The organism is Umezawaea sp. (genome assembly GCF_036375055.1).
GTDB lineage: Bacteria > Actinomycetota > Actinomycetes > Mycobacteriales > Pseudonocardiaceae > Umezawaea.
In genome coordinates this window covers 1-14,951 of sequence record NZ_DASUSQ010000013.1, presented here as the reverse complement: position 1 = coordinate 14,951, position 14,951 = coordinate 1, and the positions used below count along the sequence as shown (strand labels likewise).

Here is a 14,951-nt window from a genome sequence, read left to right as displayed (position 1 = left end):
GATGACGATGTGGTCACCGAGCTGAATCGATGAACTTGACGAACACCCCTGTGTAACCGATTAACTAGACCGTGTAATCGATTCCAGTGCACGAGGAGGCGCGCAGCGTGACGACGATGAAGGATGTCGCGAGCCACGCCGGGGTGTCCACGGCGACGGTGTCGCGCGTGCTCAACGGTCACGCCGCCCCGACCCAGGAGACCCGCGCCCGCGTGCTGGCCGCCATCGAGGAGCTCGGCTACCGGCCCAACGCGCTCGCCCGCTCCCTGCGGACCACCGCGACCAAGACGTTCGGGCTGGTGATCAGCGACCTGGTCAACCCGTTCTTCGCGGAGATCGCCCGCGCGGTCGAGCAGGAGGCGCGCGCCCACGGCTACTGCGTCGTGCTGGCCAACGCCGACGAGAGCGCCGAGCAGCAGACCACCTACGTGCGCACACTCCTGGACCGCCGCGTCGACGGGCTGCTGGTCTGCCCGGCCACCGACGACGCGGAGTGGATGGACGAGGTCGTCGCGACCGGGCTGCCGCTGGTCCTGCTCGACCGGTCGGTGCCCGGCGCGGACTGCCCGGTCATCCGGGTGGACGGCGCGGGCGCGCTCGCCGACCTGGCCGCGTCCCTCGTCGGTGCTGGTCACGAGCGGGTCGGCGTCATCGCGGGCCCGTCGGACACCAGCACCGGCCGGGAACGGCTGGCCCAGTTCGGCTCCGCGCTCGCCGAACTGGGCCGCCCCGTCCACCCCGAGCACGTGGTGCACGGCGACTTCCGCTGGGAGAGCGGCGCGCAGGCCGCGGCGAAGCTCATGGGGCTGCCGGACCGGCCGACCGCACTGGTCGCGATGGACAACCTGATGGGCCTCGGCGCGCTGGAGCAGGTCCGCGCGCTCGGGCTCTCGGTCCCCGGCGACGTCGGCATCGCCGTCTACGACGACCAGCCGTGGTTCCCGCTGCTCGACCCGCCGCTCACGGTCATCGCCCAGCCGACGGTCGAGATGGGCCGCGCCGCCGCGCGCTGCCTGATCGCGCTGATCGCCGACGAGCAGCCGCCGGACGTGCGGCTCACCGCCCGCCTGGTCGAGCGCGGCTCGTGCGGGGAGGCGGGTCGTGGCTGAGCTGCTGAGGGCCACCGGCATCACCAAGCGCTTCACCGGCGCGCTGGCGCTGGACGGCGTGGACTTCGAGGTCCGGTCCGGCGAGGTCCACGTGCTGCTCGGCGAGAACGGCGCGGGCAAGTCGACGCTGGTCAAGGTGCTGGCGGGCGTGCACCGCCCCGACCACGGCGAGGTCGTGCTCGCCGACGGCGTGCGGCTCGCGGTGATCTACCAGGAGCTGACGCTCGTGCCGGAGCTGTCGGTCGCGGAGAACCTGTTCCTCGGCCGCCCGCCGCGCCGCTTCGGCGTGGTCGACCACGCCCGGATGCGCCGCGACGCCGTCGGCCTGCTCGACCGGGTGGGCCTGGCGGTCGACCCGCGCGCCCGGCTGGGGGACCTCGGCATCGCCCAGCAGCAGATGGTCGAGATCGCCCGCGCGCTCGACCAGGACGCGGGCGTGCTCGTGCTGGACGAGCCGACGGCCGTGCTCACCGACACCGAGACGGACCGGCTGCTGGAGATCATGGCCGAGCTGCGCGACCAGGGCGTCGGGCTCGTGTTCATCACCCACCACCTCGACGAGATCCGCCGGATCGCCGACCGCAGCACCGTCCTGCGCGACGGCCGCAGCGTCGGCGTGCTGCCCAGGGGGGCGAGCGTCGAGCAGATGATCGAGCTGATGGTCGGCCGGACGATCTCCGAGCAGTACCCGCGCCACCGGCAGGACCCCGGCGAGGTGCTGCTCAAGATCGACGGCCTGACTCGCGACGGGGTGTTCCGAGACGTCTCGATCGAGGTCCGCGCCGGTGAGGTCGTCGGCGTCGCCGGGCTCGTCGGCGCGGGTCGCACCGAGGTCGTGCGGGCCGCGTTCGGCGCGGACCGGTACGACTCCGGGCACGTCGAGGTGGGTGGCGAGCGCGTGGCCGGTGGCGACGTGCGGGCCGCCGTGCGTGCCGGACTGGGCCTGGTGCCCGAGGACCGCAAGGGCCAGGGGCTCGTGCTCACGTCCAGCGTCGGCGAGAACCTCGGCCTGGTGACGCTCAAGTCCGCCACCAGGGTCGGGATCGTCGACCGCAAGGGCCAGCGCGGGCGGGCCGCCGAGATGGCGGCGGCGCTGCGGATCAAGACCTCCGGCCTCGACCAGGAGGTCCGCGAGCTGTCCGGCGGCAACCAGCAGAAGGTCGTCATCGGCAAGTGGCTGCTCGCCGACCCGAAGGTGCTCGTCCTCGACGAGCCGACCAGGGGCGTCGACGTGGGCGCGAAGGTCGAGATCTACGAGCTGGTCAACCGCATGACCGCGGCGGGCCGGGCCGTGCTGCTGGTGTCCAGCGACCTCCCCGAGGTGATCGGGATGAGCGACCGGATCGTCGTGATGGCGCACGGCCGCGTGGCGGGCGAACTCCCCGCCGTCGGAACCACCCAGGACCAGGTGATGGCGTTGGCCGTTCAGGAGATCTCCGCATGACAACCTCGATCGACGCCCGCAAGGTCCTCTCCGACAACGGGGCGCTGGGCGGGCTGCTGGTGCTGGTCGTGGCGCTGTCGGTCCTCGCGCCGTCGTTCCTCAGCACCCAGAACCTGCTCAACGTCGGCGTGCAGGCGGCCGTGGTCGCGGTGCTCGCGTTCGGCTCGACGTTCGTCATCGTCTCCGGCGGCATCGACCTGTCCGTGGGCAGCGTCGCGGCCCTGTCCGCGATGGTCGGCGCGTGGAGCTCGACCGAGGCCGGGCTGCCCGGTCCGCTCGCGCTGCTGCTCGGCCTGGCCACCGGCGTGGTCGCCGGTCTCGTCAACGGCGCGCTGGTCAGCTACGGCCGCCTGCCCGCGTTCATCGCGACCCTCGCGATGCTCAGCGTGGCCCGCGGCCTGACGCTGGTGGTCTCGCAGGGCACGCCGCTGGCCACGCCGGACGTCGTCAGCGAGCTGGGCTCCAACCTCACCCCGTTCCTGCCGGTGCCGCTGCTGGTGATGCTGGTGTTCTTCGGCCTCACCGCGTTCGTGCTGACCCGCACCTACCAGGGCCGCGCGATGTACGTCATCGGCGGCAACGAGGAAGCCGCCCGCCTGTCCGGCATCGACGTCCGCAAGCAGAAGCTCGTCGTCTACGCGCTGTCCGGCCTGTTCGCGGCCGTGGCCGGGATGCTCCTCGCGGGCCGCCTCGCCTCCGCGGGACCGCAGGCCGCGGTCGGCTACGAACTCGACGCCATCGCGGCCGTCGTCATCGGCGGCGCCTCGCTGTCCGGCGGCGTCGGCCGGGCGTCCGGCACGTTGATCGGCGCGCTCGTGCTCGCCGTCCTCCGCAACGGGCTCAACCAGTTGCAGGTCTCCCCGTTCTGGCAGCAGGTCGTCATCGGCGTGGTCATCGCGCTCGCCGTCCTGCTGGACACCCTCCGCCGCCGCAGCAGCACCCGTTAGGAAAGGAACACCATGAACTTCCCCCGCAGGGCAGCGGTCGCAGCCCTCTCCGCCACGGCCCTCGCCCTCACGGCGGCGTGCGGCTCGGGTGGCGAGACGGGTTCCGGCGGTGACCTCACCGTCGGTCTCGCCGTGTCGACGCTGAACAACCCGTACTTCGTGGAGCTGAAGCAGGGCGCCGAGGAGGCCGCCGCCGAACTGGGCGTGAAGCTGACCGTGGTCGACGCGCAGAACGACTCGACGAACCAGGTCAACCAGGTGCAGACGTTCGCCACCCAGGGCCTGAAGGCGATCATCATCAACCCGGTCGACTCGAAGCAGGCGACGCCCGCCGCGAAGGCCGCCGAGAACGCGAACATCCCGCTGATCGCGGTCGACCGCTCCGTCGACGACGGCAAGGTGGCCTCCGAGGTCGCCTCCGACAACGTCCAGGGCGGCAGCCTCGCGGCCGTCGAGCTCGGCCGCGCCACCAGCGGCGAGGTCGTGCACCTCCAGGGCATCCCCGGCGCGTCCGCCGCCCGCGACCGCGGCCGGGGCTTCGAGCAGGGCCTCAACTCCGGCGGCATCAAGGTCGTCGCGAGCCAGCCCGCCGACTTCGACCGGGCCAAGGGCCTGGACGTGATGACCAACCTGCTCCAGGCCAACCCCGGCATCAAGGGCGTCTTCGCCGACAACGACGAGATGGCGCTCGGCGCGATCAAGGCGCTCGGTGACAAGGCGGGCACGCAGGTCCAGGTCGTCGGCTTCGACGGCACGCCGGACGGCCTGAAGGCGGTCGAGGACGGCACGATGGCCGCGACCGTCGCCCAGCAGCCCAAGGTGCTCGGCCGCAAGGCCGTCGAGCAGGCCGTGAAGGCCGCCAGGGGCGAGGCCGTCCAGCAGGTGGTCGACGTCGAGGTGAAGGTCGTGACCAAGAAGAACCTGGCAGAGTTCAAGAAGTGACCTCGGTACTGGTACTCGGATCGGCCAACGCGGACCTCGTCGTGGAGGTCGCCAGGCGACCCGGCGGCGGTGAGACGGTGCTGGGTGGCGACACCGTCGTCATGCCCGGCGGCAAGGGCGCGAACACCGCCGTCGCCGCCGCCCGCGTGGGCGCGTCGGTCGACCTCCTCGGCGCGGTCGGTTCGGACCAGTACGGCGAGCTGCTGCGCTCGTCCCTGGCCTCGTCGGGCGTGCGCACGACGTTCGTGCGCACGTCGGCCCGTCCGACCGGGATCGCCTACATCACCGTGACGCCGGACGGCGAGAACTCGATCGTCGTGGCGCCCGGCGCGAACGGCGACGTGGCACCGGCCGACGTCGACGCCGTGCCGTCCGACGGCGTCTCGGTGCTGGTGTGCTCGCTGGAGGTCCCGGTCCCCACCGTCGAGCACGGCGTGGCGTGGGCCGCCGAGCACGGCGTCCGCCCGGTGCTCAACCTGTCCCCGGTGGCCCCGCTGTCGCCGTCGACGCTGGCGCTGCTCGACCCGCTGATCGTCAACGAGCACGAGGCCGCCCAGCTCGCGCCGACGGTGCGGGGCCTGCTCGACCTGGGCCCGCGGTCCGCCGTGGTCACGCTCGGCGCGCGCGGCGCCGCCGTGGTCACGCGCGACGGCGTGGTCGAGGTGCCCGCTCCCGCCGTGACCCCGGTCGACACCACGGGTGCGGGCGACGCCTTCGCGGGCGCGCGCGCCGCGCGGCTCGCGGCGGGCGACCAGCTCGTGGACGCCGCCCGGTACGCGGCGCGCGTGGCCGCCACCTCGGTGACCAGGCCGGGTGCCCAGCCGTCCTACCCGCAGGCAGCCGACGTGCTGCCGTGAAGCGGTCGGGCATCCTGAACGCCGAGCTGAGCGGCGCGCTCGCCCGCCTCGGGCACACCGACGAGCTGGTGGTCGCCGACTGCGGCCTGCCGATCCCGTCCGGTCCGACCGTCGTCGACCTGGCGTTCACCTTCGGCGTGCCGTCGTTCCTGGAGGTGCTGGACGGCCTGCTGGCCGAACTCGTCGTGGAGCGGGCGGTGATCGCGAACGAGGTGGACGACGCGAACCCGATGTGCGCGGCGGCGATCCTCCAGCGGCTGCCCGGCGTGCGGCGGGTGCCGCACGCCGAGTTCAAGCGCCGGACGGCCTCGACCCGGTTGATCGTCCGCACCGGCGAGGCCACGCCGTACGCGAACGTCCTGCTGCGCTGCGGGGTGCCGTTCTGAGGTAGCGGCTGGTGCGGGCGGGCCCGGCTGTCGGGTGCCTGGTGTTCACGTCACACTGGGCGGAATCGCTGCCCACCCGAAGGGTATGGTCTAGACCATGTCGAGCGCGCGCCTGAGCGGTGTCGGTGTCAGTTCCGGTCGGGCCTCCGGCCCCGTTGTCCGAGTCGCCGAACCACTGGGCGAGCCCCCCGCCACCCCCGCGCCCGCCGACGCCCAGGCCGAGGCGGCGCGCATCCGCCCCGCCGCGGACGTCGTCGCGGAGCGGCTGCTGGCCCGCGCGGCGACCGTCGAGGGCGACGCGAAGGCGGTGCTGGAGACGACCGCCGCGATGGCGGCGGACCCGTCCCTGCTGGCGCAGGCCGAGAAGCTGGTGACCGACGAGTCGCTGCCCGCGGCCCGCGCGGTGCACCGGGCGGCGGGCGGCTTCATCACCATGCTCCAGGCCGCGGGCGGCTACATGGCCGAACGTGCCCGCGACGTGCAGGACGTCCGCGACCGGCTGGTCGCCGAACTCCTCGGCCTGGCCGCGCCCGGCGTCCCCGACCTGGCGGGGCCGAGCGTCCTCGTCGCCCGCGACCTCGCCCCCGCCGACACCGCGGGCCTCGACCCGACCAAGGTGCTCGCGCTGGTGACCGAGGAGGGCGGCCCGACCTCGCACACCGCGATCCTCGCCCGCTCGCTCGGCATCCCCGCCGTCGTCGCCTGCCGCGGCGTCCTCGCGCTCGACGTGGCCGCGCTCGCCGTGGACGGCGACACCGGCGACGTGCGCGAGTCCGACGGCACCGTCCGCGCCGCGGGCGGTACCGGCAAGCCCACCTGGAACGGCGTCGGCATCCTGCGCGACGGCCACCGGGTCAAGGTCCTCGGCAACGTCGGCTCCCCCGCCGACGCCGCCGCCGCGGCGGCGGCGGGCGCCGAGGGCGTCGGCCTGTTCCGCACCGAGTTCTGCTTCCTGTCCGCCACCGAGGAACCGACGGTCGAGGAGCAGCGCAAGGCCTACGCGGCCGTGCTCACGCCGTTCGCGGGCAAGCCCGTGGTCGTCCGCACGCTCGACGCGGGCGCCGACAAGCCCCTCGCGTTCCTCGAACCGGAGCCCGAGCCGAACCCGGCGCTCGGCGTGCGCGGCGTGCGGGTGGCGTTCGACCGGCCCGAGATCATCGACCGCCAGCTCGAAGCCATCGCCCTCGCCGCGAAGGACAGCGGCGCCGAGGTGTCGGTCATGGCACCCATGGTCGCCACCGCCGCCGAAGCCGCGTGGTTCGTGGAGCGCGCCCGCGCCGCGGGCATCGCACGGGCGGGCGTGATGATCGAGATCCCCGCCGCGGCGATGACCGCGCGCGAGATCGCCGCCGTGGTCGACTTCGTGTCGCTCGGCACGAACGACCTGGCCCAGTACCTGTTCGCGGCGGACCGCCAGGTCGGCGCCGTGGCCGCGCTCAACGACCCGTGGCAGCCCGCGCTGCTCCGCCTGATCAAGCTCGTCGGCGAGGTCGGCGTGGAGACCGGCACTCCGGTCGGCGTGTGCGGCGAGGCGGCGGCCGACCCGCTGCTCGCGTGCGTGCTCACCGGCATGGGCGTGACCAGTCTGTCGATGAACCACACCGCGCTGGCGGGTGTCGGCGCCAAGCTCGCCACCACCAGCCTGGACGTGTGCCAGCTCGCCGCCCGCGGCGCGCTCGGCGCCCACGACCCGGCGTCAGCCAAGGTCGCGGCCAGGGCCCCCCACTAGGGCGCCCACCACAGCCTTGATCAACGGGTGGCCCTCGCTGCCCCGGCGGGTCGCGGCGTAGACCCGGCGCAACGGCGGCGTCCCCCTGACCGGGACGACGATCGCGCCGGGCACGTCCACGAGCGCGTTGCGCGGCACCAGCGCCACCCCCGCACCGGCCGCGACCAGCGCCACCACCGCCCGGAAGTCGTCGGACGTGTGCACGATCCGCGCGTGCGGCACGGCCGCGGTCACGACGTCCCGGCACGGGTTGCCGGGCAGCGGCGCGACCCAGTCGTCCTCGACCAGGTCGCGGGGGTCGATCGTGGTCCGCTCGGCCAGCCGGTGGTCGGCGGGCACCACCACGTCGAACGGCTCGGCGTACAGCGGGAACCGGCTCATCCGCACGTCGTCGGGCCGGTAGTCCTCGGTGATCGCCAGGTCCACCTCGCCGTCCAGCAGCAGCGGCAGGCTCGCGTGCCCCTCGACGTCGCGGACCACGATCGTCAGCTCGGGCGCGGTCCTGCGCAGCGCCGCGATGGCGGGCGCCACGACCTGGCTGATCGCGGACGCGAACCCGGCGATCTTCACCTGCCCGGCGGCCCCGTCGGCGAACGAGGCCAACGACGCCCGCGCCCGCTCCAACTCCGCCGCGACGGCGTCCGCGTGCCCGACCAGCAGCTCACCGGCGGCCGTCAACGACACCCGCCGCCCCCGCCGCCGCAACAGCTCCTGCCCGGTCTCGGCCTCCAGCGCGGCGAGCTGCTGCGACACCGCGGACGGCGTCAGGTGCAGCGCCCTCCCCGCCGCGGTCACGGTGCCGTGGTCGGCCAGCGCGCGCAGCACCGGCAGCCTTCGAGGATCGATCACGGGCCTATCGTGCCCCGGCCCGCTCGTCGGCGCGGCCGGTGCTCCTCGCACAGGGGCGGCCCGCGATCACACCGGCCTCCGCTGCACCGCGACCTTCGACGCCCTCTCGACGGCCCCGTTCGACCGCGGCGCCGATGGCCGCCGCGGTGACAGGGCGGTGGCCAGCGGGTTCGCCGCCAGCACGGTCATGGTCCTGCCCCGCACGTACGCGGGTGTGGTGGTCCAGTTGTCGATCAGGTTCCGCACGCCGGCGCTGACCCTCTCCGCCTTCGGCGGCCGACCCCGCTTCTGCGGTCGAGGACCTGGTCGGACGGGTGCTGGTCGCGGTGCAGTGGTCGACGCTGACCCCCGCGAACAGCGCCAGCTCCTCCTGCCGCGGCCCGGCGTGCACCCGACCGCCAGGGCAGCCCCACGTCGGCCGCCACCCGTGCGAGGGCGAAGGGGCACCGGTGGTGACCAGGTTCAGCGGTGCCCGCGAGACCGCTCCGAACCGCCCCCCGCAGGCCGTGGCCGAACTGGTCGCGCGCGGTCTCGGAGAAGCTCCCCGGAGCGGGTGCCTGACCTACATCCGGGCCCGAGCCGCCACGAACGCGTCCACGGCCCGGTTCACGTCCGCCGTCGTGTGCCCGGCGGACATCTGGGTCCGGATGCGGGCCTTGCCGTGCGGCACGACCGGGTAGGAGAAGCCGATCACGTAGACCCCCTGCTCCAGCAGCAGGTCGGCCATCCGCGCGGCCTCGGCGGCGTCGCCGATCATGACCGGGATGATCGGGTGCGAGCCGGGCAGCAGGTCGAAGCCCTCGTCGGTCATCCGCGCCCTGAACAGCGCCGAGTTCTCCCGCAGCCTGGTCAGCAGCTCACCGGACGAGCTGATCAGGTCCAGCGCGGCGATCGACGCGGCGGTGATCGACGGGGCCAGCGAGTTGGAGAACAGGTACGGGCGGGACCGCTGGCGGAGCATCTCCACGATCTCCCGGCGGCCGGAGACGTAGCCGCCGCTGGCCCCGCCCAGCGCCTTGCCGAGCGTGCCGGTGACGATGTCCACCCGGTCCTGCACGCCGAACAGCTCGGGCGTGCCGCCGCCGTTCGGGCCGGTGAAGCCGACGGCGTGCGAGTCGTCGACCATGACCAGCGCGTCGTACCGCTCGGCGAGGTCGCAGATCTCGTCGAGCGGCGCGAGGTAGCCGTCCATGGAGAACACGCCGTCGGTCGCGATGAGCCGGTAGCGGGCGTCGGCGGCGTCCTTGAGCTGCCGCTCCAGGTCGTCCATGTCGCGGTTCACGTACCGGAACCGCTTGGCCTTGCACAGCCGGACGCCGTCGATGATCGACGCGTGGTTCAGCTCGTCGGAGATCACCGCGTCCTGGTCGGTCAGCAGCGTCTCGAACAGGCCGCCGTTGGCGTCGAAGCAGGAGCTGTAGAGGATCGTGTCCTCGGTGCCGAGGAACTCGGCGAGCCTGGCTTCGAGCTGCTTGTGCGGTTCCTGGGTGCCGCAGATGAACCGCACCGACGCCATGCCGAAGCCCCAGCGGTCCAGCGCGTCCTTGGCGGCGTCGACCAGCACGGGGTGGTCGGCGAGACCCAGGTAGTTGTTGGCGCAGAAGTTCAGCACCTCGTCACCGCCACCGACCCGCACCTCGGCGTTCTGCGGGCTGCCGATGACCCGCTCGGCCTTGTACAGACCGGCCGCCCTGATCTCCTCGATCCCCGCGAGCAGGTCGTCCTTCATCGCGCCGTACATCAGGCCTCCGTCCAGTCGAGCACGACCTTGCCGCACTTGCCTTCACGTGCTGTCGCGAACGCCTGCGCGTGGTCGCGGTAGCCGAACTTGTGGGTGATCACCGGGGTCAGGTCGAGGCCGCGCTGGAGCAGCACGGACATCGAGTACCAGGTCTCGAACATCTCGCGGCCGTAGATGCCCTTGACGTGCAGCATCTTCAGCACGACGCTGCTCCAGTCGACCGAGAACTCCTCGGACGGCAGGCCCAGCATCGCGATGCGGCCGCCGTGCGCCATGTTCGCGATCATGTCCCGCGTCGCGACGGGCTTGCCGGACATCTCCATGCCGACGTCGAAGCCCTCGGTCATGCCGAGTTCGGCCTGCGCGTCGGCGATCGTGGCCGTGGCGACGTTGAGCGCCAGGTCCACGCCGACCTTGCGGGCGATGTCGAGGCGGTGCTCGCTGATGTCGGTGATCACGACGTTGCGCGCGCCCGCGTGCTTCGCGACGGCGGCGGCCATGATGCCGATCGGGCCCGCGCCGGTGATCAGCACGTCCTCCCCGATGACCGGGAACGACAGCGCGGTGTGCACGGCGTTGCCGAACGGGTCGAAGATCGCGGCCACGTCCAGGTCCACCTTGTTGCGGTGCACCCAGGCGTTCTCCTGCGGCAGGACCGCGTACTGGGCGAACGCGCCGTCGACGTGCACGCCGAGGCCGCGGGTGTTCGCGCAGAGGTGCCGCCTGCCCGCCTTGCAGTTGCGGCACGTGCCGCAGACCAGGTGGCCCTCGCCGGAGACCAGGTCACCGACCCGGACCCCGTTCACGGCCGTGCCGATCTCCACGACCTCGCCCACGAACTCGTGCCCGAGGACCAGCGGCGCCTCCACGGTGCGCGCGGCCCAGTCGTCCCACGAGTCGATGTGCAGATCGGTGCCGCAGATGCCGGTCCGGAGGACCCGCACCACGACGTCACCGGGGCCCGCGACGGGGTCGGGGACGTCGACGAGTTCGAGTCCCGGCCCGGCGGCCACCTTGACCAGTGCCTTCATGACGCGCAGTGTCACCTGTCTCGAGTTGTGCAGTCCATCAGGACTTTCTGCAATCCCTTGTTAGCGCTTCTTCACAGGGACTGCGCGCTCGACGGCACGGGTGCACCCGGTCGTGTCACCGGGTCCGCGGATCAGGCCCTGCGCACCCGGAACCCCGGCATCCGCACGAGGTACGGGCCGACCCGCACCATCCGGACCTGCTTGACGTGCACCGAGCCCGCGCGCACCGCACCGGTCATGACGAAGTGCGGCCGACCCGCGCCGCCACCCGTCTTGTCGGTCACGCTGCCCGCGGCCATCTCGATCTCCTCGGTGTTCGCGGTCGCGCCCTCGGGCAGCAGGATCGACACCGACCCGGCCGTCACGTCCAGCTCGATCGTCACCACCGCGTGCGGGATGTCGGCCTCGGAGAAGTCGAGTTCCGTCGACCCCATCCGGTTGCGCACCACCAGTTCCCTCGGCACGGCCCACCGGCCCTTGCGGGACACCGTCGACATGGTGTTCTTGATCTCGACGCGGTCCCTCGGCGCGACGGCCTTGGGCGCCTGCTCGTTGTGCGTCATGCCGGGCAGGTCCACGAGCACCGCGTTCAGGTCCCCGCGCGTCTTCGCGACCAGGGCGGTGTCGGTGCGGGAGGAGAACTCGTCCAGCGTGATCAGGCCCTGGCCGATGGCCTTCTGGAGCAGGCCGATCACGTGCTCCCTCTCGGCGTCCGAGACCCTGAAGTCCTTGGGGTCGGTCATGGTCTACGCCTCCGGTTCGGCGTCGAGGCCGTGCTCGATCGCGTAGCGGGCCAGCTCGACCCGGTTGTGCAGCTGGAGCTTCCGCAGCGTCGACTGCACGTGGTTCTCCACCGTGCGGTGGGAGATCACCAGTCTGGTCGCGATCTGCCGGGCTGTCAGGCCTTTCGCCACGAGCCTCAGGACCTCGGTCTCCCGCTCGGTCAACTGCGGCTTGTCCTCCTCGTCGGGGTTCGCGGCCATCCGGCGGTACTCGCCGAGCACCAGACCGGCCAGCCCGGCGGTGAACACCGCGTCGCCCACCGCGGTCCGGTTGACCGCGTCCACCAGCTCCTCCGCCGACGCGGACTTCACCAGGTACCCCGACGCGCCCGCCTTCACGGCCTGGAGCACGTCGTCGTGCTCACCGCTCGCCGACAGCACCAGCACCCTGGTCGCGGGCAGCTCACCGGTGATCATGGCGGTCGCGTCCACGCCGGACAGCTCACCCAGGTTGAGGTCCATCAGCACCACGTCCGGCCGCACCGCGCGGGCGATCCGCATGGCCGCGTCCGCGTCCGACGCCGTCGCGACCACGTCGAAGCCGCGTTCCGCCAGGTCCCTCGCCACACCGTCGCGCCACAGCGGGTGGTCGTCGACCACCATCACCGAAACCGTCACCGAACTCCCCCTACTCGGAACACGCGCACTTCCCACTCCGTGCCCTCGCCGGGCCCCGTCTCCAGTTCGAGGGTGCCGCCGAGCAGCGCGACCCTCCCCCGGATCGACTTGGCGATCCCCATCCTGCCCTCGGCCTCGGCGAGGTCGATGCGGCCCTCGGGGATGCCCGGCCCGTCGTCGCGGACGCTCAGCACGACCTCGTCGCCCAGGTCCTCCAGCAGCACCCACGCCTTGGCGTCGGCGCCCGCGTGCTTGTCCACGTTGGACAGCATCTCCCGGACCACCGAGGTCAGCTCCAGCGCGACCACCGCGGGCAGCATCACCTGCGTGGCGGGCGTGGACACCTGCACCCTCTGGGTGGCCAGCAGCTGGAGCGCGGGCCGCAGGTCGGCGTCGCCGTCCACCGTGGACTCGACGGGGGACGCCGCGACCAGCGACCGCAGGGCCACCTCCTGCTCACCGGCCAGCTCGGCCAGCTCAGCGGCCTCGCCGCCCAGTTCCAGACCGCGCTTCCGCACCCGTGCCAGCACCTGGAGGACACCGTCGTGGATCGACCTGGCCAGCCGCTCGCGCTCCGCCGTCGCGGCCTCGGTCCGCAGCGCCTGCGCCAGCCGCACCGCCGAGCGGCGGGCCGTCGACGAGGCCATGCCGACCACGAAGCCCGCGCCCGCGAGCAGCACCACGTCCCGCACCAGGTCGACGCTCATCGCCCCGCGGTTGAGGTAGGTCGCGAGCCCGATGATCCCGCCCGCCGCCGCGCCCGCGTACCGGCCCGCGAGCGAGCCCGCCGCCACCGCGGGACCGCACGCCCAGATCGTGGTGATCAGCGGGACGTTCGCCAGCAGCTGCAGGTCGGTCATGATCAGGCTCGACGTGGACATCAGGCCGCACGCCACCACCAGGTCGGCGGCGACGATCCACGGCTTCCGCCCCGACTCGCGGCTGTAGGCCTGGATCGTGAACACCGACCAGGCCGCCATCACCCCGATGACCAGCCACGCCAGCCACGGCCGCGCGAACCCGCTGGAGTGCACGACCGCGTTGCCCAGCGCGAACAGGAAGGTCACTACGCGTAGTGCGACCGTCCCCCGCCACAGGTGCGCGACGGGGTCCTCCAGCACGGATGGCCCCTCGTCGTCCGACTTGATGTGCACGGTGTGCTCCCTTCGGACCCCATCCTGCCGTGCGGGAGTGGCCTGGCTAACCCCCAGGTGGACGTCTACTGCCTGTGAGAACGATGTGCAAGGCTTGCGGCCGAGTCTGGTGGCCCGCTGCGGGGGCACCACGTCGGCACTCCCACGGCGGGGGAGGGATGCAGTGCGCGACTGGCCCTTGTGGACGCTGCGCTGGCCGGCGCTCGTCTACTGGCTCGTGATCGACTTCGCCGCCCTCGCCGTGGTCACGTTCGTCATCGTCGACACCCCGACCCCCACGCCCGGCGACATCGGCCGGTTCGCCGCCGTCGCGGGCACGGCCGGTGCGGTGATCATCGGCAGCTCCATCTACAGCCACCGGCTCGGCGAGACCGAGCGCAACCCGTGGGCCGCGCACCTCTGCTACCTGACCGCGGGCATCATCGCGCTGCCGCCGAACCTGCTGGTCCTGCTCCTGTTCGGGCCCGCGCTGCACGGGGTGCTCGCCCAGCGCCCCGAGTCGTACCGCTGGATCTTCACGCTGTGCGCGACGGCGCTGGCGGTGTTCGCCACCCGGTTCGTCTTCGGCTGGAGCGACCCCGCCGCTGACCTGCCGATGATGCTCGTCGGCGCCGTCGTCCTGCTGCTGCTCCGGTCCGGGCTGATCGCGCTGGGGCTGCACCTGCGTCGACCGTCCGCGCCGCGCGAGGAGGTCGTCGGCGAACCCATCGACGTGATCCTCGGGATCGTCGCCGTCAGCCTCGGCGGGTTGATGGGGTGCGTGGCGGGCACGATGGCGGTGCACGCGTTGATCGCCGGGCCGCCGATGGCGCTGCTGGAGCGGGCGGCCCAGCTCCCGCAGTGGCGCCGGTCGGCCCAGCGGGACGCGAAGACCGGGCTGTCCAACGCCGTGCACTGGGACGGCCAGGCGCGCGCCGAACTGGCGAAGGGCCGCAACGACAACCGGTCCATGGCGGTGATGCTGATGGACCTGGACCACTTCAAGCGGGTGAACGACCGGGTGGGGCACCTCGCCGGTGACGCGGCCCTGGCCGCCGTCGCGCTGTTGTTGAGCACCAGCACCCGGCGGGGGGACCTGGTGGGGCGGTTCGGCGGGGAGGAGTTCGTGGTGCTGCTGCCGGAGGCCTCGCCCGAGGTGGCGGAGGCCGTGGCGCAGCGGATGAGGCACGCGGTGGCCGGGTTGTCGGTTCCCACGGTGGCCACCGATGGACGGCACCACGTGCTGTCCGGGTTGACGGTGAGCATCGGGGTGGCGACCACGGAGCGGTTCGGGTACGAGTTGCCGGATCTGCTGGTGGCCGCTGACGCGGCTCTGCTGGCCGCCAAGGGGTACGGGCGGAACCTGGTGGAGATGGCGTGAGC

General features: G+C 72.8%; 15 protein-coding genes. 8 read left to right on the top strand and 7 right to left on the bottom strand.

Features of this window, described 5'->3' with window-relative positions; translation table 11 throughout:
* Positions 1–116 precede the first annotated feature (116 nt).
* The 7 genes from VFZ92_RS04795 (at position 117) to ptsP (ending at position 7,414) form a co-directional block, all read left to right on the top strand.
* Complete coding sequence (locus VFZ92_RS04795; protein ID WP_330874464.1) at positions 117–1,109, top strand: LacI family DNA-binding transcriptional regulator; 993 nt, start codon at positions 117–119, stop codon at positions 1,107–1,109.
* The gene (locus tag VFZ92_RS04790; RefSeq protein ID WP_330874463.1) at positions 1,102–2,553 is read left to right on the top strand and encodes a sugar ABC transporter ATP-binding protein; all 1,452 of its coding nucleotides are present in this window, start codon (positions 1,102–1,104) and stop codon (positions 2,551–2,553) included. Before VFZ92_RS04795 ends, VFZ92_RS04790 begins: the two co-directional genes overlap by 8 nt.
* Positions 2,550–3,500, top strand: a complete 951-nt coding sequence (locus VFZ92_RS04785) for an ABC transporter permease (RefSeq protein ID WP_330874462.1) — start codon at positions 2,550–2,552, stop codon at positions 3,498–3,500. Before VFZ92_RS04790 ends, VFZ92_RS04785 begins: the two co-directional genes overlap by 4 nt.
* A 12-nt stretch (positions 3,501–3,512) precedes the next feature.
* Entirely contained in the window at positions 3,513–4,442 is a 930-nt protein-coding gene (locus tag VFZ92_RS04780; protein WP_330874461.1) for a substrate-binding domain-containing protein, read from the top strand.
* Positions 4,439–5,299, top strand: a complete 861-nt coding sequence (locus tag VFZ92_RS04775) for a ribokinase (RefSeq protein ID WP_330874460.1) — start codon at positions 4,439–4,441, stop codon at positions 5,297–5,299. The genes VFZ92_RS04780 and VFZ92_RS04775 overlap by 4 nt, the downstream gene beginning before the upstream one ends.
* On the top strand, positions 5,296–5,685 hold the full coding sequence (gene rbsD, locus VFZ92_RS04770) for a D-ribose pyranase (RefSeq protein WP_330874459.1): 390 nt from the start codon (positions 5,296–5,298) through the stop codon (positions 5,683–5,685). The genes VFZ92_RS04775 and rbsD overlap by 4 nt, the downstream gene beginning before the upstream one ends.
* A gap of 97 nt (positions 5,686–5,782) precedes the next feature.
* Positions 5,783–7,414, top strand: a complete 1,632-nt coding sequence (gene ptsP / locus VFZ92_RS04765) for a phosphoenolpyruvate--protein phosphotransferase (RefSeq protein WP_330874458.1) — start codon at positions 5,783–5,785, stop codon at positions 7,412–7,414.
* Here ptsP and VFZ92_RS04760 read toward each other — a convergent pair.
* From VFZ92_RS04760 to macS, 7 genes are all read right to left on the bottom strand, one after another.
* On the bottom strand, positions 7,382–8,263 hold the full coding sequence (locus tag VFZ92_RS04760; RefSeq protein WP_330874457.1) for a LysR family transcriptional regulator: 882 nt from the start codon (positions 8,261–8,263) through the stop codon (positions 7,382–7,384). The two genes, ptsP and VFZ92_RS04760, sit on opposite strands and share 33 nt — an antisense overlap.
* A 66-nt stretch (positions 8,264–8,329) precedes the next feature.
* Positions 8,330–8,509 (bottom strand): hypothetical protein, encoded by a 180-nt coding sequence (locus VFZ92_RS04755; protein WP_330874456.1) that lies wholly within the window; start codon positions 8,507–8,509, stop codon positions 8,330–8,332.
* 316 nt (positions 8,510–8,825) lie between these two features.
* The gene (locus VFZ92_RS04750) at positions 8,826–10,004 is read right to left on the bottom strand and encodes a glycine C-acetyltransferase (protein ID WP_330874455.1); all 1,179 of its coding nucleotides are present in this window, start codon (positions 10,002–10,004) and stop codon (positions 8,826–8,828) included.
* Positions 10,004–11,035, bottom strand: coding sequence for an L-threonine 3-dehydrogenase (tdh, locus tag VFZ92_RS04745; protein ID WP_330874454.1), 1,032 nt, complete (start codon positions 11,033–11,035; stop codon positions 10,004–10,006). Before tdh ends, VFZ92_RS04750 begins: the two co-directional genes overlap by 1 nt.
* 131 nt (positions 11,036–11,166) lie before the next feature.
* On the bottom strand, positions 11,167–11,778 hold the full coding sequence (locus VFZ92_RS04740; RefSeq protein WP_330874453.1) for a DUF1707 SHOCT-like domain-containing protein: 612 nt from the start codon (positions 11,776–11,778) through the stop codon (positions 11,167–11,169).
* A 3-nt stretch (positions 11,779–11,781) separates the two neighbouring features.
* Positions 11,782–12,435, bottom strand: a complete 654-nt coding sequence (locus VFZ92_RS04735) for a response regulator transcription factor (RefSeq protein WP_330874452.1) — start codon at positions 12,433–12,435, stop codon at positions 11,782–11,784.
* Positions 12,432–13,589, bottom strand: a complete 1,158-nt coding sequence (gene macS / locus VFZ92_RS04730; RefSeq protein WP_330874451.1) for a MacS family sensor histidine kinase — start codon at positions 13,587–13,589, stop codon at positions 12,432–12,434. Before macS ends, VFZ92_RS04735 begins: the two co-directional genes overlap by 4 nt.
* Positions 13,590–13,752: 163 nt before the next feature.
* Here macS and VFZ92_RS04725 point away from each other — a divergent pair, with 163 nt between their 5' ends.
* On the top strand, positions 13,753–14,949 hold the full coding sequence (locus VFZ92_RS04725; protein WP_330874450.1) for a diguanylate cyclase: 1,197 nt from the start codon (positions 13,753–13,755) through the stop codon (positions 14,947–14,949).
* The last annotated feature ends 2 nt before the right edge of the window (positions 14,950–14,951 follow it).

Excerpts from the sequence above, each read along its gene's own strand:
- ptsP (WP_330874458.1), top strand. The coding sequence starts at position 5,783 with ATGTCGAGCGCGCGCCTGAGCGGTGTCGGTGTCAGTTCCGGTCGGGCC.
- VFZ92_RS04785 (WP_330874462.1), top strand. The coding sequence starts at position 2,550 with ATGACAACCTCGATCGACGCCCGCAAGGTCCTCTCCGACAACGGGGCG.
- VFZ92_RS04795 (WP_330874464.1), top strand. The coding sequence starts at position 117 with ATGAAGGATGTCGCGAGCCACGCCGGGGTGTCCACGGCGACGGTGTCG.
- tdh (WP_330874454.1), bottom strand. The coding sequence starts at position 11,035 with ATGAAGGCACTGGTCAAGGTGGCCGCCGGGCCGGGACTCGAACTCGTC.
- VFZ92_RS04750 (WP_330874455.1), bottom strand. The coding sequence starts at position 10,004 with ATGTACGGCGCGATGAAGGACGACCTGCTCGCGGGGATCGAGGAGATC.
- VFZ92_RS04740 (WP_330874453.1), bottom strand. The coding sequence starts at position 11,778 with ATGACCGACCCCAAGGACTTCAGGGTCTCGGACGCCGAGAGGGAGCAC.
- VFZ92_RS04780 (WP_330874461.1), top strand. The coding sequence starts at position 3,513 with ATGAACTTCCCCCGCAGGGCAGCGGTCGCAGCCCTCTCCGCCACGGCC.